At 73.1% G+C, this 18,706-nt stretch carries 16 protein-coding genes; 5 read left to right on the top strand and 11 right to left on the bottom strand.

Annotation, left to right across the window (positions count from 1 at the left end):
• Positions 1–3 precede the first annotated feature (3 nt).
• The 7 genes from ACIBBF_RS00360 to metG form a co-directional block, all read right to left on the bottom strand.
• Entirely contained in the window at positions 4–957 is a 954-nt protein-coding gene (locus ACIBBF_RS00360; protein ID WP_397409328.1) for a 4-(cytidine 5'-diphospho)-2-C-methyl-D-erythritol kinase, read from the bottom strand.
• Positions 954–1,862 carry a 16S rRNA (adenine(1518)-N(6)/adenine(1519)-N(6))-dimethyltransferase RsmA gene (gene rsmA / locus ACIBBF_RS00355; protein ID WP_397409326.1) on the bottom strand — a complete coding sequence of 303 codons (909 nt, stop codon included), beginning with the start codon at positions 1,860–1,862 and terminating at the stop codon, positions 954–956. The genes ACIBBF_RS00360 and rsmA overlap by 4 nt, the downstream gene beginning before the upstream one ends.
• Before the next feature lie 24 nt (positions 1,863–1,886).
• Positions 1,887–3,131 (bottom strand): ubiquitin-like domain-containing protein, encoded by a 1,245-nt coding sequence (locus tag ACIBBF_RS00350; RefSeq protein ID WP_397409324.1) that lies wholly within the window; start codon positions 3,129–3,131, stop codon positions 1,887–1,889.
• A 451-nt stretch (positions 3,132–3,582) separates the two neighbouring features.
• Positions 3,583–5,208 (bottom strand): transglycosylase family protein, encoded by a 1,626-nt coding sequence (locus tag ACIBBF_RS00345; protein WP_397409322.1) that lies wholly within the window; start codon positions 5,206–5,208, stop codon positions 3,583–3,585.
• A 215-nt stretch (positions 5,209–5,423) separates the two neighbouring features.
• Positions 5,424–6,596: a ubiquitin-like domain-containing protein gene (locus ACIBBF_RS00340; RefSeq protein ID WP_397409320.1), complete on the bottom strand. Its 1,173-nt coding sequence runs from the start codon at positions 6,594–6,596 to the stop codon at positions 5,424–5,426.
• Positions 6,597–6,695: 99 nt separating this feature from the next.
• The gene (locus ACIBBF_RS00335) at positions 6,696–7,700 is read right to left on the bottom strand and encodes a TatD family hydrolase (RefSeq protein WP_397409318.1); all 1,005 of its coding nucleotides are present in this window, start codon (positions 7,698–7,700) and stop codon (positions 6,696–6,698) included.
• A gap of 8 nt (positions 7,701–7,708) precedes the next feature.
• Entirely contained in the window at positions 7,709–9,427 is a 1,719-nt protein-coding gene (gene metG, locus ACIBBF_RS00330) for a methionine--tRNA ligase (protein WP_397409316.1), read from the bottom strand.
• A gap of 125 nt (positions 9,428–9,552) precedes the next feature.
• Here metG and ACIBBF_RS00325 point away from each other — a divergent pair, with 125 nt between their 5' ends.
• Entirely contained in the window at positions 9,553–10,149 is a 597-nt protein-coding gene (locus ACIBBF_RS00325; RefSeq protein WP_397409314.1) for an isochorismatase family protein, read from the top strand.
• Between the two features lie 8 nt (positions 10,150–10,157).
• Here the strand turns inward: ACIBBF_RS00325 and ACIBBF_RS00320 are convergent, their stop codons facing one another.
• Positions 10,158–11,921: a dolichyl-phosphate-mannose--protein mannosyltransferase gene (locus ACIBBF_RS00320; RefSeq protein WP_397409313.1), complete on the bottom strand. Its 1,764-nt coding sequence runs from the start codon at positions 11,919–11,921 to the stop codon at positions 10,158–10,160.
• A 33-nt stretch (positions 11,922–11,954) separates the two neighbouring features.
• Here ACIBBF_RS00320 and rsmI point away from each other — a divergent pair, with 33 nt between their 5' ends.
• Positions 11,955–12,818, top strand: a complete 864-nt coding sequence (rsmI, locus tag ACIBBF_RS00315) for a 16S rRNA (cytidine(1402)-2'-O)-methyltransferase (RefSeq protein ID WP_397409311.1) — start codon at positions 11,955–11,957, stop codon at positions 12,816–12,818.
• A 9-nt stretch (positions 12,819–12,827) separates the two neighbouring features.
• Here rsmI and ACIBBF_RS00310 read toward each other — a convergent pair whose 3' ends face one another.
• Both ACIBBF_RS00310 and ACIBBF_RS00305 read right to left on the bottom strand, forming a co-directional pair.
• Complete coding sequence (locus ACIBBF_RS00310; protein ID WP_397409309.1) at positions 12,828–14,384, bottom strand: family 20 glycosylhydrolase; 1,557 nt, start codon at positions 14,382–14,384, stop codon at positions 12,828–12,830.
• 47 nt (positions 14,385–14,431) lie between these two features.
• Positions 14,432–16,057, bottom strand: coding sequence for a hypothetical protein (locus ACIBBF_RS00305; protein WP_397409307.1), 1,626 nt, complete (start codon positions 16,055–16,057; stop codon positions 14,432–14,434).
• 134 nt (positions 16,058–16,191) lie between these two features.
• On the opposite strand from ACIBBF_RS00305, the gene ACIBBF_RS00300 reads away from it, so the two are divergent.
• Positions 16,192–16,773, top strand: a complete 582-nt coding sequence (locus tag ACIBBF_RS00300; protein ID WP_397409305.1) for a TetR/AcrR family transcriptional regulator — start codon at positions 16,192–16,194, stop codon at positions 16,771–16,773.
• Between the two features lie 17 nt (positions 16,774–16,790).
• Here ACIBBF_RS00300 and ACIBBF_RS00295 read toward each other — a convergent pair whose 3' ends face one another.
• Entirely contained in the window at positions 16,791–17,375 is a 585-nt protein-coding gene (locus tag ACIBBF_RS00295; RefSeq protein WP_397409303.1) for a TetR/AcrR family transcriptional regulator, read from the bottom strand.
• 80 nt (positions 17,376–17,455) lie between these two features.
• Here ACIBBF_RS00295 and ACIBBF_RS00290 point away from each other — a divergent pair, with 80 nt between their 5' ends.
• Together ACIBBF_RS00290 and ACIBBF_RS00285 are read left to right on the top strand one after the other, a co-directional pair.
• Complete coding sequence (locus tag ACIBBF_RS00290; RefSeq protein ID WP_397409301.1) at positions 17,456–17,857, top strand: PaaI family thioesterase; 402 nt, start codon at positions 17,456–17,458, stop codon at positions 17,855–17,857.
• Positions 17,858–17,996: 139 nt separating this feature from the next.
• Complete coding sequence (locus ACIBBF_RS00285) at positions 17,997–18,692, top strand: fasciclin domain-containing protein (RefSeq protein WP_397409299.1); 696 nt, start codon at positions 17,997–17,999, stop codon at positions 18,690–18,692.
• Positions 18,693–18,706: the final 14 nt, after the last annotated feature.

Below are 18,706 nucleotides of genomic sequence, written 5' to 3'. Positions count from 1 at the left end.
CGCCTACTGACGCGCGACCGACGTCACGACCTGCGTGCCCGGGGCGGGCCCCGTGGCGCACCAGATCGAGTCGACGACGTCGGCCGCCGTCCACGCGGCGCCCAGTGCGAGGGCGTGCTGCCGTGACCGGCCGAGTGCGGCCACGGTCGGGCCGGACCCCGACACCACCACACCCAGTGCGCCGGCCTCGGTGGCCACCTCGAGCACCTCGGCCAGCTCCGGGCGCAGGTCGAGCGCCGGGGCCTCCAGGTCGTTGTGCAGGGCCTTGCCCAGCGCCACGGGGTCGCCGGCGCGCAGCGCGTGCATGATGTCGGTGTCGTCCTCGGGTGTGACCACGCCCGTCGACGGGCCGGCCAGCTCGTCGAACCGGCGGAACACGCTGGGTGTCGACAGCCCCGTCCGCTGCGTGCCGAAGCACCAGTGGAACTCGCCGCGCGTCATCGCCGGGGTCAGCAGGTCCCCGCGCCCCGTGCCGACGGCGGTGTGCCCGAGCAGCGAGAACGGCACGTCCGCCCCGAGCTCCGCGGCCATCTCGACGAGCTCCGTGCGCGGCACGCCGGCGTCCCAGAGCGCGTCGCAGGCCACGAGCGCCGCGGCGGCGTCCGCGGACCCGCCGGCCATGCCGCCCGCCACGGGCACGCCCTTGGTGAGGTGCAGCGCGACGTCGGCCGCCAGGCCGGTCCGGTCGGCCAGCAGGGCGGCGGCACGCCAGGCGAGGTTGGTCTCGTCGGTCGGGACGGCCTCGGACTGCGGGCCGGAGACCGTCAGCGAGATGCCCGCACCGGGCGGGACCTGGGTGGCCGTGACCTCCTCGTACAGGGACACGGCCTGGAAGACGGTGGCCAGCGGGTGGTAGCCGTCCTCGCCGACCGGCCCCACGCGCAGCGCGAGGTTGACCTTCCCGGGCGCGCGCACGCGGACCGAGGGCGGCGGGGCCGCGCTGAGCCGGGCGCTCACCGCGCCTCCTCCACGTCGCCGGCACCGGACGTCCGGGGTGCCCGCAGCACCGCGCCCTCCGGCAGGTGCTCCGCGACCCCGGCGAACTGCTCGACCGTGAGGGTCTCACCGCGCGCCCCCGGGTCCACGCCCGCGGCGCGCAGCGCCGCCTCGGCCGCCGCGGCCGAGCCGAACAGCCCGGAGAGCGCGGCGCGCAGCGTCTTGCGGCGCTGCGCGAACGCGGCGTCGACGACGGCGAAGACCTTCTCGCGCGACGCGGTGGTCGACGGCGGCTCCCGGCGTTCCAGCCGGACGAGGGCGGAGTCGACGTTGGGGGCGGGCCAGAAGACGCTGCGCCCGATCGTCCCGGCGCGACGGGCCGACGCGTACCAGGCGGCCTTGACGGACGGCACGCCGTAGATCTTGCTGCCGGGCACGGCGGCGATGCGGTCGGCCACCTCGGCCTGGACCATCACGAGCACGCGCTCCAGCGAGCCGAACCGCTGGAGCATGGTCAGCAGCACCGGAACGGCCACGTTGTACGGGAGGTTCGCCACGAGCGCCGTCGGCGGCGCTCCGGGCAGGCTGGTGACGTCCATCGCGTCGGAGAGCACCACCTCGAAGTCGGCGTCCGGGAACCGCGCCGTGACGGTCGCGGTGATCTGACCCGCGAGCACCGGGTCGATCTCGACGGCCACCACGGAGGCTCCGGCCTCCACCAGGCCGAGGGTCAGCGACCCCAGGCCCGGCCCCACCTCCACCACACGCTCGCCCGGCCGCAGCTCGGCGGTGCGCACGATCTTGCGGACGGTGCCGCCGTCGTGCAGGAAGTTCTGGCCCAGGGTCTTGGTGGGCCGGACGCCCAAGCGCCCTGCCAGGTCGCGGATCTCCGCGGGACCGAGCAGGGCGCCTGAGGTTTCGTTCATGCAGGGGAGCCTAACCGAAGGGGATCAGTACCAGCCCACCGACTCCGAGTGGCCCCACGCACCGCACGGCGTGCCGTAGCGGTCCGCGATGTAGCCCAGGCCCCACTCGATCTGCGTGGCCGGGTTGGTGGCCCAGTCGGAGCCCGCCGTGCCCATCTTGGAGCCGGGCAGCGCCTGCGGGATGCCGTAGGCGCCCGAGGACGGGTTGGCCGCCTGGTAGTTCCAGCCGGACTCGCGCTCCCAGAGGAGGTCGAGGCAGGTCCACTCCGAGCCGGTCCAGCCGCGGGCGGCGGCCATCTGCTGACCGATCTCCTTGACCGAGCCCGCCGGCACCGGGGTGCTGGACGTGCTGGACTCCGTCGTGGCGCTCGTGGTGGCCGGCTCGACGGCCTCCTCCTCGACGACGACGGGGCGCTCCTTGGTGCCCTCGACGACGACCCGGTCGACCGGCTTCCGGGTCACCTCGTCGGAGATCTCCTTGCGCTGGACCACCTCGCCGTCGACGGTGCGGAGCTGGACGACCCGGGTGCGCACACCCTTCTCGCCCGCCGTCCGCACCACGTCGTCCAGGTCCTCGTAGCGGTCGCCGTCCTGGACGGTCTTCGTGTCGAAGTCGAGGTCGAACTTCTGGGTGACCCGCTTGGTCTCGACACGCTGCACCTGGATGGCGACGTCGGCGCCGGCGTCGTCGGCGGACCGTGCCGCCTTGGCGTCGATGGTCTTGTCCTTCTCGAGCGCGGCGACCGGCGCGATGTTCACCAGGTCGTCCTTGTCGAGCTCGATCTTGAGGCCACCGAGCACGCTGTCGACGCTCTGCGAGTGGTCCTCGACCACCTGGGTCCGGCCGTCCGCCACGACCGCGACGGGACCGTCGTCGTTCAGGCGGAGCGGGAGCGAGGCACGGTCGCCCGAACGGGACGCCACGAGCGCGACGTCGCCGCCACGCTCGGCCAGGGTGGTCAGGGCCTCGCCCGCGTCGGTCACGGTGACCCAGACGTCGCGCTGGTCCTTGCCGTCGGTCATGGTGACCTGGCGGGCGTAGCGGACCACGATCTGGTCGCCGTCGGACAGCTCGGCGCCGGTGCCCGGGGCCACGACGTCGCGCTCACCCAGGCGGATGCCCTGTGAGTCGAGCATGCCCTGGACGGAGCCGGAGTAGGTGGTGATGGTCTTGGTGGTGCCGTCGACGTCCAGCGTGACGGTCTTGCGCGCCTCTGCGAAGGCGACGGATCCGGAGGCGGCGACCGCGACGGCTGCGAGACCGGCCACGAGGGGCCAGCGACGGCGACGCTTGGCGGTAGTGGCCTGGGGTGCTACGGCCTCGGACTCTGAGTTGGTGCTGGGGATGGAGCCAGAACTCTGCTGCTCAAAACGGGGGTTCACTCGTGTCCAGTCGTCGGACGTCCCGGGCACGGGCGGCGAGACGGGCGCCCGCACGCGCGGAGCCCTACCACGAACCGGCCTGGGGGCCGGGCGGCTCTCGCGAGCCGTCGCGGTCTCGACCGGCCGATCCGGCGGTCGCACACTCGCCGCGAAGGGGGTCCGCGACCAGTGCCGTCCTGCCACCGCTGAGGTGCCGTGGGCTACACCACGACGCACCCCCACGCCAGCGAGGACAACCGAACGTAACTGATTTGTTATCGCTCGGCCAAATATCTGAGTGGATTGACAGTGTGGTCTCGGTCACTCGTCCAGGACGAGCGTCCAAGTTCTGGGTGGGTCAGGACAGGCCCAGGGCCGCGGAGCACGCCGGCCACTGCCCCCATCCGGACTGCCGCTGGAGCGCCTGGGCGCGCATGGTCTGCTCGGCCGCCGATGCGTCCGACGGCAGGCCCGAGCCGCCCATCGCCTCCCAGGTGCCCTGCGAGAACTGGTAGAGCCCGTAGTACCCGTTGCCCGTGTTCGTGGTGGGATCACCACCCGACTCGCACGCGGCCAGGCTGGTCCAGACGTCCCCCACGGGTGCCGAGAGCGTCTGGGCCCGTGTCTCCTGCGCCGGTTCGTCCACGGGGGCCGTGGCGTCCGGCTCGGGTCTGTCCTCCTCCTTCGGCTCGTCGTCGCCCTTCGGCGAGTCCTTGCCCTTCGGCCCGTCCTCACCCTTCGGCGAGTCGTTGCCGGAGTCCTTGCTCGCGTCCTTGCTCGAGTCCTTGCCGGCTTCCTTGCCCTTGTCCTTCTTCTCCGGCTCCGGCGCCGGACGCGCCTTGGTGCCGTACATGATCACCTTGTCCACGGGAGGCCGGGACACCCACGTGGACAGCTTCTCCCGGCCCGTGACCTTGCCGTCGACGCGGGTGATGTCCCACGAGGTGACTCGTTCGCCCACCGCACCCGAGCGCGCGAGGTACGGGCCCAGGTCCTCGTAGTGGCCGGGGTCCGTCGCCGTCACCGTCTCGAACGGGATCTCGCTGACGGTCTCCTCGATGGACGTCTGGACCTGCTGCACGACCACCGTCAGCGCGGGCTCCTCCGAGCCCTCCGCGGGCCTGCGCTCGACGACGATCCGGTCGTCGCCGTCCACCCGCACGTCGTGCGCGGCGAGCAGCGCATCGAGCATCACGGCGCCGTCGGCCACCTGCTGCTCCTTGCCGCCGGCCACCAGGGTGACCGGGCCGTCCACGTGCAGCCGCATGGGGAGCGTGGCGCTCCCGCCGGCCACCGCGGGCAGGAGCACCACGTCGTCCTCGCGCGCGGAGAGCGTGGCGAGGGCCTGGTCGGCGTCGAGCGCGGCCACCCAGGCGGTGCGGCGTTCGCCGTCCGCCCGGAGGGTGAGCCGGTGCGCGGTACGCACCACGACGGTGCTGCCGTCGCTCAGCGCGGCGCCGATGCCGGGCGCCACCTCGTCCCGGCGGGACACCTCGACGCCCTCGTCGGCCAGGAGGTCGGCCACGTCGCCCTGGAAGGTCTCGACGGTGGTCACGTCGCCGTCCACGTCGAGCGTGACGGTCTTGTGGGCCTCGCCGTAGGCGACCGCGCCACCCGCGCCGGCCAGCACGACGGCCGCGGCCGTCACCATCGCCGCCTTGCGCCTCCGCCGGGGCGGCTCCGGCGGTGGCGGGGGCGGAGGCGGCACGGGAAGGACGCCGATGCTGCCGGGCGGACCGTCGCCCGCCGGCACGACCGGCACGGGCCCGGAGGGATGGCCGGGCGGCATGCCCGCCATGACCTCCGAGACGCCGGTCTCGGCGCCGGCCACGGTGTCGGGCACAGTGTCCGGCATGGTGAACATCGCCGCGGGGAAGACCTCGTACGAGCGGGGCGGAGGCCGGAAGATCTCGGCCAGCTCGAGGTCGCCGTCGGCGTCAGGATCGATGCGAGAGTCGCTGGGGCTGCCCTGGGGAGATACCACGCGAGTCCAGTCCTCGGACGGTCCGGGCACGAGGGCCGGGACGGTGCGACGCGCACGCGCCTCCCGTGCTGGGACACGGGTCCGGCCCGCCGATCCGGCGGTCGAGGTGACCGTAACCCTGCTGTTATCCATTGCAAGCCATATGGCGGATAGACACGCGCGAATAGCCCGGAAGGTCCTTTAATCTCCCAAATATTTCGGGGTGAAGAACGTGCTCAGTACCAACCGATCTCCACCGAATGGGCCCAGGCGGCGCACGGCGTGCCGTACCGGCCCGAGATGTAGCCCAGGCCCCATTCGATCTGTGTGGCGGGGTTCGTCAGCCAGTCGCTGCCGACGGTCGCCATCTTGGACCCCGGGTTGGCCTGCGCGATCCCGTAGGCCTCGCTGCTCGGGTTGTCCGCGTTCCAGCGCCAGCCGCTCTCCTTCTGCCAGAGCTGGTCCAGGCAGGCGAACTCGTCCGCACCCCACCCGCGCTCGGCCGCCATCGCCTGGCCCAGCGCCCGGGCCGAGCCCGGGTCCACCGGCGCGGTGGCCACGTCCATGGTGCCCACGGCGATCACCTCGTCGACGGGCTTGCGCACGACCTTCCGCTCCACCACCGTGCGCTCGACGACGGCGCCGCCCACGGTCTTCACCGCGTACGTCACCTCGGCCTCGCCGGGCACGCCCGCCGTGCGGATCGACTCGTAGCCCTCGGGCAGGCTCGGGTCCTCGACCGTCTCGGTCTTGAACGGCAGCACCTCGGTCACCGTGCTCGACGACGACGCGTCGCGGCTCACCATCACGACCATGCCGTCCACCGCCGCAGCATCGAGCGGCACGGAGGTGACGTCGCCGTCCGCCAGCGCGATGCCCGCCTCCTGGAACAGGCCGCGCACCGTGGACTGGGTGGTGTGGAACTCCAGCACGGAGCCGTCCACGGCGATGTTGAGCTTCTTGACGGTGGAGAAGCGCACCGGGTCGCGGTCGAGCCGGGCGGTGCGGGAGGCCGTGGCGAGCGCGCCGTCGCCGCGCGGGCCCAGGGCGGCGAGCAGCTCGCCGACCGTCCCCGCGGTGGTGCGCAGCGTGATGGTCTGGCCGTCGAGCTCCACGGTGATCTCGCGGCTGGTGCGGACCACGACGGTGTTCCCCGGGCCGACGGCGGCGTCAGCGGCGGGCTGCACCACGTCGTCGGCGGTCAGGTCGATGTGCTGCGAGGCGAGCGCCTCACCGACCGTGTCGCCGTAGACGCCCACGGTCCGGACCACGCCGTTGTAGTCGATCGTCAGGGTGCCCGCGTTGGCGGCGTAGACGCCGCTCACGGCGACCAGCGTGCCGACGACGGCGCCACGGACCACCCATCGGGCCGGCCTGCTCGCGAGCCAGGGCCGTGCGTACCTCACCACGAGCACCAGACCGTAACGGAATGAACTGCACGCGAGAAGACATACGGGGAAGAAATGAAATGCCGCATTTCTACACTCAACGCGTTCTTCTCGCCACGGTCACCACGTGCCGTAGACGCGTTCGGAGTTGGCCGCGACGTCGGCGCACAGGGCCGCGAGGTCCGTGCCCAGGTGAACGGCCATGGCGCGCATCGTGTGGGCCGCGGCGAAGGGCGCGTTCGGCCGGCCCCGGAACGGGTGCGGCGTGAGGTACGGGGCGTCGGTCTCCAGCAGCAGCAGCTCGCGCGGCGCCACGGTCAGCGCCGCGCGCAGGTGGTCGTTGGCCTTGAACGTGACCGGCCCGGCGAACGACAGGTACCAGCCGTGCTCCGCGCAGACGCGGGCCATCTCGGCGTCGCCGCTGTAGCAGTGGAAGACGGTGCGCTCGGGGGCGCCGTCGGCCAGCAGGACCTCGATGACCTGGGCGTGGGCGTCCCGGTCGTGGATCTGCAGGGCCAGGCCCAGCTCCTTGGCCAGGGCGATGTGCGCGCGGAACGCGTCCCGCTGCGCCTGCTCGCCGCGTGGTCCGGTACGGAACAGGTCCATGCCCGTCTCACCGATCGCCCGGACCCGGTCGTTGCCCTTCGCGAGCTCCGCGATCTCGGCGATCGCGTCGTCCAGGCCGATCGCATGGTGCTCCTGCCGTTCAGGCACGAGCCCGTCCGGCCCGACCTCGTCGATCCCGGCGTGCAGCGTCGCCTCGTTCGGGTGGATGGCCACGGCCCCCACCACCCCGCTGAGTGCTGGGTATTCGCCCTTTTCTGTGTGCCAGGAGGGCGAAAGTCCAGCACTCAACGCGGAGGGCTGGGTCAGGAGGTCTACCGTCCAGCGGGCCGACGGGAGGTCGCAGCCCACCTGGACCACCCGGTCCACGCCCGCGGCGGCCGCCCGGGCGAGGTGGTCGGCCACCGACGGCGGCCAGGCCTGGCCGGCCGGCTCGCCGTCGGGCGCCTCGTCCGGGAGCACCGCCGCGATGTGGTCGAGGTGGGTGTGGTTGTCCACGACCGGGACGGGCAGCGGCTCCGGGTCGGCCGGGAAACCGCGCTCGCGCGTGCGCTTCGCCATCGCCTGAGTCAGTCCACCGGCCCGGCGCCGAACCGCTCCCGATACCCCTCCAGGTCCTCGTCGCTGATCTTGGCGAACAGCACCGGCGGCACCGTGAAGGCCGTCCCGGCGGGCACGACGTCGAGCGCCGTCGCCTCCTCGGGTGTGACCCAGGTGGCCGCGTCGTCGAGCGCGAAGACGCCGCGCAGCGTGGCCGCGCTCTGCGGGATGAACGGCTCGGAGACCACGGCGTACAGGCGGATGAGGTTCATCGCGGTGCGCAGGGTGACGGCGGCGGCGGCCTCGTCGGTCTTGACCTGCTTCCACGGCTCCTTCTCGACCAGGTACGCGTTGCCCGCCGCCCACAGGGCGCGCAGCGCGTTCGCGGCCTTGCGGTACTGCAGGGCCTCCATGTGCTCCTCGAGCTCCGCCAGCAGGCGGGAGACCTCGGCCCCGAGCTTCGCCTCCGCGTCGCCCGGCTCGCCACCCGCGGGCACCGTCTCGCCGAACCGCTTGGCCGAGAACGTCAGCACCCGGTTCACGAAGTTGCCGAGCGTGTCCGCCAGGTCCTTGTTGACCGTGCCGGCGAACTGCTCCCAGGTGAAGGACGAGTCGTCCGACTCCGGGGCGTTCGCGATGAGGTAGTAGCGCCAGTAGTCGGCCGGCAGGATCTCCAGGGCCGCGTCCGTGAACACACCGCGCTGCTGCGACGTCGAGAACTTGCCGCCGTAGTAGTTGAGCCAGCTGAAGCCCTTGACGAAGCCGACCATCTTCCACGGCTCGCGGACGCCGAGCTGCGTCGCGGGGAACATCACCGTGTGGAACGGGACGTTGTCCTTGGCCATGAACTGCGTGTAGCGCACGTCTGCGGCCTCGTACCACCAGGACTTCCAGTCCCGGGTCTCACCGTCGGCCGCCGCGTCCGCCCACTCCTTGGTGGCACCGATGTACTCGATCGGGGCGTCGAACCAGACGTAGAAGACCTTGCCCTCGGCCGCGAGCTCCGGCCACGTGTCGGCCGGGACCGGCACGCCCCACTCCAGGTCACGCGTGATCGCGCGGTCGTGCAGCCCCTCGGCGAGCCACTTGCGCGCGATCGACGTCGACAGGAGCGGCCACTCCTTGCTGTTCTCGTCGATCCACGCCTCGACCTCGCCCTGCAGCTTCGACTGGAGCAGGAACAGGTGCTTGGTCTCCCGCACCTCGAGGTCGGTGGAACCGCTGATCGCCGAGCGCGGGTCGATCAGGTCGGTCGGGTCCAGCACGCGCGTGCAGTTCTCGCACTGGTCGCCGCGCGCCTTGTCGTAGCCGCAGTGGGGGCAGGTGCCCTCCACGTAGCGGTCGGGCAGGAACCGGCCGTCGACCGGCGAGTAGACCTGCCGGATGGCGCGCTCCTCGATGAACCCGTTCTCGTGCAGGCGCCGTGCGAAGTGCTGCGTGATCTCGGCGTTCTGCGGCGAGGAGCTGCGACCGAAGTAGTCGAACGTCAGCCCGAACCCGTCGTAGATCGACTTCTGGGTCTCGTGCGCCGCGGCGCAGAACTCGGCGACGGGCTGCCCCGCCTTGGCCGCGGCGAGCTCCGCGGGCGTGCCGTGCTCGTCGGTGGCGCAGATGTACAGCACGTCGTGACCTCGCTGGCGCAGGTAGCGGGCGTACACGTCGGCCGGGAGCATCGACCCGACCATGTTCCCCAGGTGCTTGATGCCGTTGATGTACGGAAGCGCACTGGTGACAAGGTGGCGAGCCATCGCTGGATGCTCCAATTCTGCGGGACGAGACTGTCGTCCAATCCTAGGGCCACGCGCCCAGCGCAATACGCCGGTGGCTGTGGTGGGGCCGCTCGGCCCGCAGCCGGCGTGGCAGAGTGGGGAGCATGAGCCTGACCGAGTCCGAGCCCGTCCGCCGGGCCCTCGTCGTCGTCGACGTCCAGCCCACGTTCTGCGAGGGGGGCGAGCTCGCCACCGAGGGGGCCAACGAGATCGCCTACCGCGTCGCGACCTACGCCGCCGCGCACCGCGACCGGTACACCACGGTGCTCACCACGCAGGACTGGCACATCGACCCGGGCGAGCACTTCAGCGACCACCCCGACTTCGTCGACTCCTGGCCCCCGCACGGCATCGCGAACTCCCCCGGAGCGGAGCTGCACCCGGCGCTCGCCGAGCTGCACCCCGACGCACGGCTCAAGAAGGGCCAGTACTCGCACGGCTACTCGGGCTTCGACGGCGCCGACGAGCACGGCCGCAGCCTCGCGACCATCCTGGCCGAGGCACAGGTGACCGACGTCGACGTGGTCGGCCTGGTCGAGTCGCACTGCGTCAAGCACACCGCGCTCGACGCGCGCCGCGCGGGCCTGCGCGCCCGCGTGCTGACCGACCTGACCATCCCCGTCTCCCCGGAGCAGGGCCGGACCGCCGAGCAGGAGCTCACCGCCGCGGGCGTGGAGCTCCGCGACAGCGCGACCCTCTGACGGGCTCGCTAGATCCAGCTCGGGAGCAGCATCAGGCGCTGCCAGTACTCGTACGGCACCGGCATCGCGGTCCAGATCGGGTAGTAGAGCACGCTCACGCCCACGATCAGCACCACCAGGACGGCGGCCAGCCAGCTCACGATGCGGCGGTCCCCGCTGCGCCGCGGGGTCCGTTCCAGCCCCACCGCCAGCAGGTACACGAGCGTCAGGATCACGAACGGCGTGAACACGATCGAGTAGAACGTGAAGATGGTGCGGTCCGCGAGCGGCCAGGAGTACAGGAACCACGGCAGCCAGCCGGCGGCGATCCCCACCAGGGCCGTTGCCCCGCGCCAGTCGCGGTAGCGGACGACGAGCACCAGCACCACGGGGATCGCCAGCGCACCGAGCCACCACAGCAGCGGGTTGCCGAGCGACGTCACCGCGGTCGCGCAGTCGCCGACGGCGTCGTCCGGGCACGACCCCTGGCCGGGGGCGAACTTCTCCCAGAAGAACGACGTCGGCCGCCACTGCACGATCCAGCCCAGCGGGTGCGACGCGTAGTTGTGGTCCGACTCCAGGCCGTTGTGGAAGTCCCACATCATGCGGTGGTACTCCCACAGGGAGCGGCCGGCCTCCCAGGCGCCCTGTGCCCAGCCCCAGTCGGGCCACCACCCCGGCGGTGCGACGCCGTTCACCTCGGCCCAGTTGCGCAGGTACGACATCGGGTGCGCGAACCACGCCGACCAGGTCGCCACGTACACCGCGACCACCGTGGGCAGCAGCACCACGACGGCAGGGACGACGTCGACCACCAGCGCGTCCTCCCACCAGCGCCCGATGCCGGCGGCGCGCCGCGCCGTGAGGTCCCAGATGACCGTGAGCAGGCCGAACGCCGCGACGAAGTACAGGCCCGACCACTTGACGCCGCACGCCAGCCCGAGAGAGACGGCGGCGGCCAGCCGCCACCACCGGACGCCGAGCCGTGGCCCGTACTTCCCGATCACGCCGCCGGCCTCGACGATCTGCGCCACCCGGTCCGCCAGCCGGCGTCTGGCCCACTCGCGGTCCAGCACCAGGCAGCCGAACCCGACGAGCACCCAGAACATGAGGAACTGGTCGAGCAGCCCGGTGCGCGAGTGCACGATCGCCTCGCCGTCGACGGCGAGCAGCAGGCCGGCGACCAGGCCGAGCAGGGTCGAGGAGAACAGTCGCCGCGCGATGCGCACGATGAGGAACACCGCGAGCACGCCGATCACCGCGCTCGCGATGCGCCAGGCCACCGGGTCCTGGGCGCCGCCCATGAGGCGCATGCCGAGGGCGATCATCCACTTGCCGACGGGCGGGTGCACCACGTACTCGGCCTCGTCGGTCTTGTACGAGCTCACGTCGCCCGCCTCGAAGGCGGGGTTCGGCTCGTCGGGCCACGCGGCCTCGAAGCCGAGGCTGGCCAGGGACCAGCCCTCCTTGACGTAGTACGTCTCGTCGAACACCAGCTTGCCCGGCCGGCCCAGCTCCCACAGCCGCGCGGCGGCCGCGAGCAGCGTGACCAGGAGCGCGCCGAACAGACCCCAGAACCGGTCGGCCGCCGTCCGTCCCAGTGCGAGGCGCCGCTCGCCGAGCAGGTCCCGCAGGAGCCGGTCGCGCACGGGCGGCTCGGGTGCCGGCCGGTCGACGACGGGGAACGACCCGGTGCTCACCGCGGCACGGCGCACGTGCGCCCCGAACGTCCCGGGCAGAGCCTGCTGCGCTCCCGGAAAGTGCACTCCTGTGGCGTCAGGCTGCTGAGACACCGGGCCAGCATAGAGCGTGACACCCTGTGCTTCATGACCGACCCGTCCCCCGTACCCGAAGCCGGCTCCCTCGTCCTGGCCGCCACCCCGATCGGCAACGCGGAGGACGCCTCGCCCCGCCTGGTCCGCCTCCTGGCGGACGCCGACGTCGTCGCCGCCGAGGACACCCGCCGCCTGCACGGGCTCGCCGGCCGGCTGGGTGTCCAGGTACGGGGCAGGGTCACGAGCTACCACGAGCACAACGAGACGGCCCGCGCGGACGAGCTCCTCGACGTCGTCGACGGCGGTGGCACCGTCGTGGTCGTGACGGACGCCGGGATGCCCTCGGTCTCCGACCCCGGGTACCGCATCGTGGAGCGCGCGATCGAGCGCGGGCTGCGCGTCACCGCCGCACCCGGCCCGAGCGCCGTGCTCACGGCGCTGGCGCTCTCCGGCCTGCCGACCGACCGGTTCACCTTCGAGGGCTTCCTGCCGCGCAAGCCCGGCGACCGCGCCCGGACGCTCGCCGCGCTGGCCGCCGAGCCGCGCACCATGGTGTTCTTCGAGGCGCCGCACCGCATCGCGGAGACGCTGGGCGCCATGGCGGCCGCGTTCGGCGACACCCGGCCGGCCGCCGTCGCGCGCGAGCTGACCAAGACCTACGAGGAGGTGCTGCGCGGCACGCTCGCCGACCTCACGGAGCGCGCGGCGGCCGAGCAGCTCCGGGGCGAGATCTGCGTGGTGGTCGGCGGGGCGCCCGCGACGGGCGCGAGCGTGGCGGACGTCGTGGACGAGGTGCTGGCCCGTGTCGCCGCGGGCGAGCGCCTCAAGGCAGCCGTCGCCGAGGTGGCCGACGCCGCGGGCGTGCCGAAGCGTGACCTCTACGCGGCGGCCCTGGCCGCCCGCCCTGCGCGCTGACGGCCCGGGTCACCAGTCGATCTGAGGTGTCGGGTGGTAGGCGTCGCCGTCGCGGCGCCACGTGGCCGCCTCGACCGCGACCCGGGCCCGGAACGACTCCCAGTCCTTGGCACCCGGCTGCGACCACGCGGTCTCGGCCACCGCGGCGAGCCGCGGCAGCAGCATCGAGAAGAGGTCAGCGCGGCTGGCCAGCGTCTCCGTCCAGATGGCCGCCGACACGCCCTCGATCGCGGACTCCGGCAGCCCCTCGACGAGGCGCGCCGGGTCCCAGTCGTAGGAGTCGTGCAGCTCGACGAAGGCCGCCCACTGCTGGCCCAGCGGGTGCTCGGGCGTGTACTTCATGTCGAGGTAGGCGCGGTCCGCGGGGGACATCACGAACCTCGCCCCCGCCTGTGCGGCGCGCACGAAGGGTGCCGGGTCCGGCCGGGTGTCCCAGTACTGCAGCACGGTGCCGGGCTCGACGAGCGAGGGGCCGTCGGCGCCGGGCGCCTCGCCCGGAGCGGGGGCGGCGCCGGAGGCCGCCAGCGCCGCGACCGCCGCCTGGTCACCGTGTGCGGAGCCAGCGGCCTCCTGCCAGGCCACCGGCGTCTTGCCCGCCGCCGTGACGATCTCCTGGCACAGCACCACGAACCGGCCGAACTCCTCGGGCTGCATCACCAGCACCTCGTCGCCGCCGAAGTGCACCCAGGGCCCCAGGGTCATGCGCGCGACGTCGGTGAACACGTCGCGCAGGAACGGCTCGGTGGCGGGCAGGTCGAGGTGCAGCTTGGAGAAGCCCACCTCGATCCCGTCGTAGGCGTCGGTGGGCTCGCCCGACGGCATGAGCTCGCCGTAGGCGTGCGTCGCGGCGTTGACGTGGCCCGGCACGTCGATCTCCGGGACGATGACGATCTCCCGCTCGGCCGCGTACTCCTGGAGCTCGCGGTACTCGTCGGCGGTGAGGAACCCACCCGTCGCGCCCGACACGGCGCCCTGCGACGACTTCTCGGTCAGCGCCGGCCGGGACGGGATCTCCAGGCGCCAGCCCTGGTCGTCCGAGAGGTGCAGGTGCAGCCGGTTCATCTTGTAGGAGCCGACGAGGTCCACGACCGCACGCAGGTCGGCGGGCCCGAACCAGTGCCGCACCACGTCGAGCGACAGCCCGCGCCACGGGTACCGCGGTGCGTCCCGCACGACGACGGCGCCCACCTCGACCGGACCGCCCGTCTCCCCGCGGCGGGCGTTGACGAGCTGGCGCAGTGTCCGCACGCCGTGCAGCAGCCCGGCACGCCCGGGAGCCGCGACCGTGACGCCGCCCGGGGTCACGGTCAGCGTGTAGCGCTCCGCGCTCTGCGCGTCCTCGGGCCCGGCGGCCGGGTCCAGCAGGAGGACCACCGGGGCGCCGGTGCCGGTCACGACGGCTCCGGCGGCAGCGAGCAGCTCGCCCGCCAGCCGGGCAAGGGTGGCATCGGGCGCGTCCACGGTGACGGTGGCGAGGTCCAGCACTCCCTCGCCCGGTTCGGTCTCGACAGGTGCGGGGATGACGGCGTCGGCGACGACTGCCGCGCCGCTGCTCACGGTGGTCACGATTGTTAGGGCCCCTTCGCTCCGGTGGTGCCCGCAGTTTCGCAGGTTCAGCCGGCGGAGACCAGGCCCAGGAGCGGTTCGGTCGGCATGATGCTCGCCGGGTCGGCGGGCAGCGCGTCGGGGGCGGACCAGCCGAGGTAGGTGTGCGCGGGGAGCTCGTTCGCGACGTCGGCCCAGACACCGCCCGCCGTGGCCTGACCCTCACCCGGACCTGCGGCGGTGAACACCACCGCCACCTGCGGCGGCACGTCGAGCAGCGACCGGTCCACCACGGAGGCGGCCGTCGACTGGTGCACCTCCAGCATGATCTGCGGCAGTCCGCGCTCCGTGGCGAGCTGCGCGAGCCGGTCCACCACGGCCTGCAGCTCCGCGACGGGTACCGAGCCGTCCTCGGCGCCGTTGCCCGCCACGCGGAACTCCGGGTGCACCGACACCCCGACACCCGGCCTGGTCAGCAGCGGTTCGAGGGCGTCGAGCTGCGCGGCGAGCGGCTGGTTGCCCGGCGCGACGTCGAGCAGCACGAGCTGTCCCGCCTCGCGGATCGCCCCGACGGCGGCCGTGACGTCCTCCAGCGGCCGCTCGTCGACGTAGTCGCCGTCGTCGCCCGGAACGCCGGAGCGGACGCTCGCAACCACGGTGACCAGCGGTTCCGCGTCGAACGGTGCCGCATGTGCCGCAGCCGAGGCCGCGGCGGCCACGGCGTCGGCCCCCGGGTCCGCGAGACCGGCCGGCACCACGTACGACGTCGACACGTACCGGCCCGGGAAGAGCCGCAGCGCCCCGCCCGGCAGCGTCGCGCCCGACGTGGCGACCTCCACCTGCCAGCCGAGGTCGTCCGCGGTGCCGAAGCCGGCGCCGATCCCGACCACGCCGAGCGGCTTGAGCGCGCGGATGGTCTCGACCGTCTCGGGGCTGGTGGCGATGTCTCCGCCCGGCACCTCGACCGGGACCGCTCCGGCGGCGAGCGCCGTGCCGATGGCCGCCTCGTGCCCCGGCTGCGGGTCCACGGCGACGAGGATCTCCTGGAGCAGCGGCGGGTCGGCGACGTCGGGGATCTCGGCGCGCAGACCGGCCACGTCCGACGCGTCGAGCCGGTCGGCGGTGGGGAGCTGCACCTTGCCGGTCTCCGGCTTGTCGGCGCCTCCGCGGCCCCCGGTGGCGGCCGCCTCGGCCGCGGCGCTCAGCGCACCGGGGTCGAACCGTACGACGTCGGCCTTGCCGGTGGCCGCGCCGACCTCCGCGACGGCCTCCTCGTCACCGACGACGACGACCGTGCCGGCCCCGAGCCGGTCGAGCTCGGCGACGAGGTTGGTGTCCGAGACCCCGCCGTCGGTGAGCAGCACCGGTGCGGTGACGGCGGCGCCGGTGGCCGCCGCGGTCGCTCGGGCGTCGGTGTCGTCCGCCGGGGCGATGACGGCCACCGGGGAGGCGTGGAAGAACGCCTGGCTCGCGGTGAGGGCGAGCTCCGCGGCGTCCGACGAATCGAGGACGAGGGCGTGCCCTTCCGGCTCCCTGACCTGGAAACTCTCCCCCGTACTGCCGTCGACGCCCTCGGCCGTGGGCACGGTGCACCCGGCGAGGGCGAGGGCTGTCGCCACGGGGAGGGCAGCGAGCAGGACCGTGACGGAGGCAGGGCGGTGGTGTGGGACGAATCGGACGTTCCGGATGGCCACGGGCTTCATTCTCCCCCACGGGGCGACCAGGTGGGAACCCCGGGACGACGTCCGCGAGGTAGACGAACACGTCACTCCACCACGCTGTAGACTGGTCGGTCAGGCATCGGCACCATCACCCAGGAGCGACCGGGATGAACAGCAGCACCCCCTCCACCCGCGACCGCATCCTCGACGCGGCCACGGAGCTCTTCTACGCCCACGGCATCCGCGCCGTCAGCGCCGACAAGATCATCGAGCGCGCGGGGATCACGAAGGTCACGTTCTACCGCCACTTCCGCACCAAGGACCTGCTCGTGGTGGCCTACCTGGAGCGACAGGGCGCCTGGGAGCGTGCCGCCCTCGACGGGCTGCGCGCCGCGGCACCCGACGCCGCGGAGGCGTTCCGCCGGTTCGCGCAGGGCATCGGCGCCGAGGCCTGCAAGCCGGGCTTCCGGGGCTGCTCGTTCATCAACGCGGCCGCCGAGTACGCGGAACCTGGCAGCCCGGTCCGCGCCGTCGTCGCCGAGCACCGCGCCTGGTACCGCCGGACGTTCGCGGCGATGCTCGACGAGCTGGGCGTGCCCGGCGCCGAGCAGGGGGCCGAGGAGCTCATGATGCTCCGCGACGGCGCGATGCTCGCCGGCTACCTCGGCGAGCCGTCCGAGGTGGCCGACGCGCTGGAGCGCGCGATCTTCGCGGTCGTCGAGGGGCGCAGGCTCCCCACCCGCGGATAGCCGCCGCCCCGGTCCGGCTACCCCGCCGGGTCGTCGAACGACCTGCGCACGATCCCCGAGACCACGTCGGCCAGGTCCGCCGGGATCGGCCGGTCGCCGCCGAGGTACCGGCGCACCGCGGCATACGGCAGGTCGACCACGACCAGCAGGATCTCGCTGGTCGACACCGTGGTCCGGGCCCGCAGCCGCCTGGTCAGGCCGCGGATCGCCGCGTTCCAGCGGTCGCTCTCGGCCGCCTCCGTCTCGCGCGCGGCCCCGGGCCACGCGTCGGCCTCGAACCGCGCACGGCCCGCGAGCAGCACGTGCGCGTGCGCCGGCTCGGCCTGGCACCAGCGCACCGTGTAGGCCGCGAGCGCGGCCGCCGCGTCGACGGGATCGCCGTCGAACAGCGGGTAGGCGTCGCCGTGGTAGCTCTCGACGGCGCGGTTCCACAGGGTGGCCAGCAGGGCCGGCCGGTCGGGGAACCGGTAGTAGAGGGACCCGCTCGGCACGCCGGCCTCGCGGACGACCGCCGCCATGGTGACGGCCGCGGGGCCACCCGCACCGAGGATCCGGCCCGCCGCGTCGAGGATCGCCGAGGTGTCGTGGGTCGGGCGGGGCATGCGTTGACGGTACTCCAGGCCGTCACTAGAGTCCGGTCTCTAGAGAGAGATCTCCACAGATATCGGAAGAGGGTGCCGGCATGACCATGACCGCCGACGAGGTCTACGCGGCAGCGCCGTTCGTCAGGACGCTCGGCGTCGAGCTCGACACCATCGGTCCGCAGGAGGTCGTCGGGCGGCTGCCGTTCGAGCACGGCCTGTCGACGGTCGGCGGCGGCCTGCACGGCGGGGCGCTCATGGGTCTGGCGGACGGCGTCGCCGCGGTCTGCGCCGCGGCCCAGGGCGAGCCCGGCACCCTGCCGGCCACCGTGGACTCCACCACGCACTTCCTCCGCCCCGTGGCGGGCCCGGCGACCGCGACGGCGACCCCCGTCCGCGCGAGCGGGCGCCAGGTGCTGGTCGAGGTCCGCGTCACCGACGAGTCCGGTGAGCTGTGCGTGCACGTGCTCCAGACGGTGCGCCTGGTCCGCCCGGCCGCGTGACCGCGACGCGGGCTGCGGAGGGTGCACGACCCTCGGCCGAACTCGTTCGCATCCACCCCCATCCGGTCGGGCGACGGCTCCGAACCCCGGTCAAGACGCCCCGCAGGACGCGGGGTGACGCCGCACCGAGGAGAGACCGATGAACGCTCGAACCCGTACGTCCTACGCCGTCGCCGGTATCGCCACCCTGGCCGTGCTCGGGCTGTCGGCCTGCAGCATGGACTCGTCGGGCGGGGACACCGGCTCGGAGGAGACCGCCGCGTCCGAGGAGACCACCGGCCCCACGGACGACTCGATGACCGAGGAGTCCCCGGCCGAGGACGACAGCATGGCCGACCCGGCCGCGAACCTCGTGGGCCCGGGCTGCGCCGACTACGCCGAGCAGGTGCCGGACGGCCCGGGCTCGGTCACCGGCATGGCCGCCGACCCGGTGGCGGTCGCGGCGTCGAACAACCCGCTGCTGAGCACCCTGGTCAAGGCCGTGAGCGGTGAGGTCAACCCGGACGTGAACCTCGTCGACACGCTGAACGGCGACGAGTTCACCGTGTTCGCCCCGGTCGACGACGCCTTCGCGAAGATCGACGCCGGGACCATGGACACCCTGTCCACCGACAGCGACCTGCTGACGAAGATCCTCACCTACCACGTGGTGCCCGGCCAGCTCACCCCGGACGAGGTGGTCGGCGAGCAGACCACCGTCGAGGGCGGCACCGTCGAGGTCGCCGGCAGCGGTGACGAGCTCACCGTGAACGACGCCAACGTGATCTGCGGCGGCGTGATGACCCAGAACGCGACCGTGTACCTCGTCGACTCGGTGCTGATGCCCGAGATGTGATCCGGTCCACCAGG

The organism is Promicromonospora sp. NPDC050880 (assembly GCF_044456525.1).
Lineage (GTDB): Bacteria > Actinomycetota > Actinomycetes > Actinomycetales > Cellulomonadaceae > Promicromonospora.
The sequence above is the reverse complement of the archived record's forward strand: the minus strand, read 5'-3'. Positions and strand labels throughout refer to the sequence as shown.

Excerpts from the sequence above, each read along its gene's own strand:
- rsmA (WP_397409326.1), bottom strand. The coding sequence starts at position 1,862 with ATGAACGAAACCTCAGGCGCCCTGCTCGGTCCCGCGGAGATCCGCGAC.
- ACIBBF_RS00335 (WP_397409318.1), bottom strand. The coding sequence starts at position 7,700 with ATGGCGAAGCGCACGCGCGAGCGCGGTTTCCCGGCCGACCCGGAGCCG.
- metG (WP_397409316.1), bottom strand. The coding sequence starts at position 9,427 with ATGGCTCGCCACCTTGTCACCAGTGCGCTTCCGTACATCAACGGCATC.
- ACIBBF_RS00325 (WP_397409314.1), top strand. The coding sequence starts at position 9,553 with ATGAGCCTGACCGAGTCCGAGCCCGTCCGCCGGGCCCTCGTCGTCGTC.
- rsmI (WP_397409311.1), top strand. The coding sequence starts at position 11,955 with ATGACCGACCCGTCCCCCGTACCCGAAGCCGGCTCCCTCGTCCTGGCC.
- ACIBBF_RS00300 (WP_397409305.1), top strand. The coding sequence starts at position 16,192 with ATGAACAGCAGCACCCCCTCCACCCGCGACCGCATCCTCGACGCGGCC.
- ACIBBF_RS00295 (WP_397409303.1), bottom strand. The coding sequence starts at position 17,375 with ATGCCCCGCCCGACCCACGACACCTCGGCGATCCTCGACGCGGCGGGC.
- ACIBBF_RS00290 (WP_397409301.1), top strand. The coding sequence starts at position 17,456 with ATGACCATGACCGCCGACGAGGTCTACGCGGCAGCGCCGTTCGTCAGG.
- ACIBBF_RS00285 (WP_397409299.1), top strand. The coding sequence starts at position 17,997 with ATGAACGCTCGAACCCGTACGTCCTACGCCGTCGCCGGTATCGCCACC.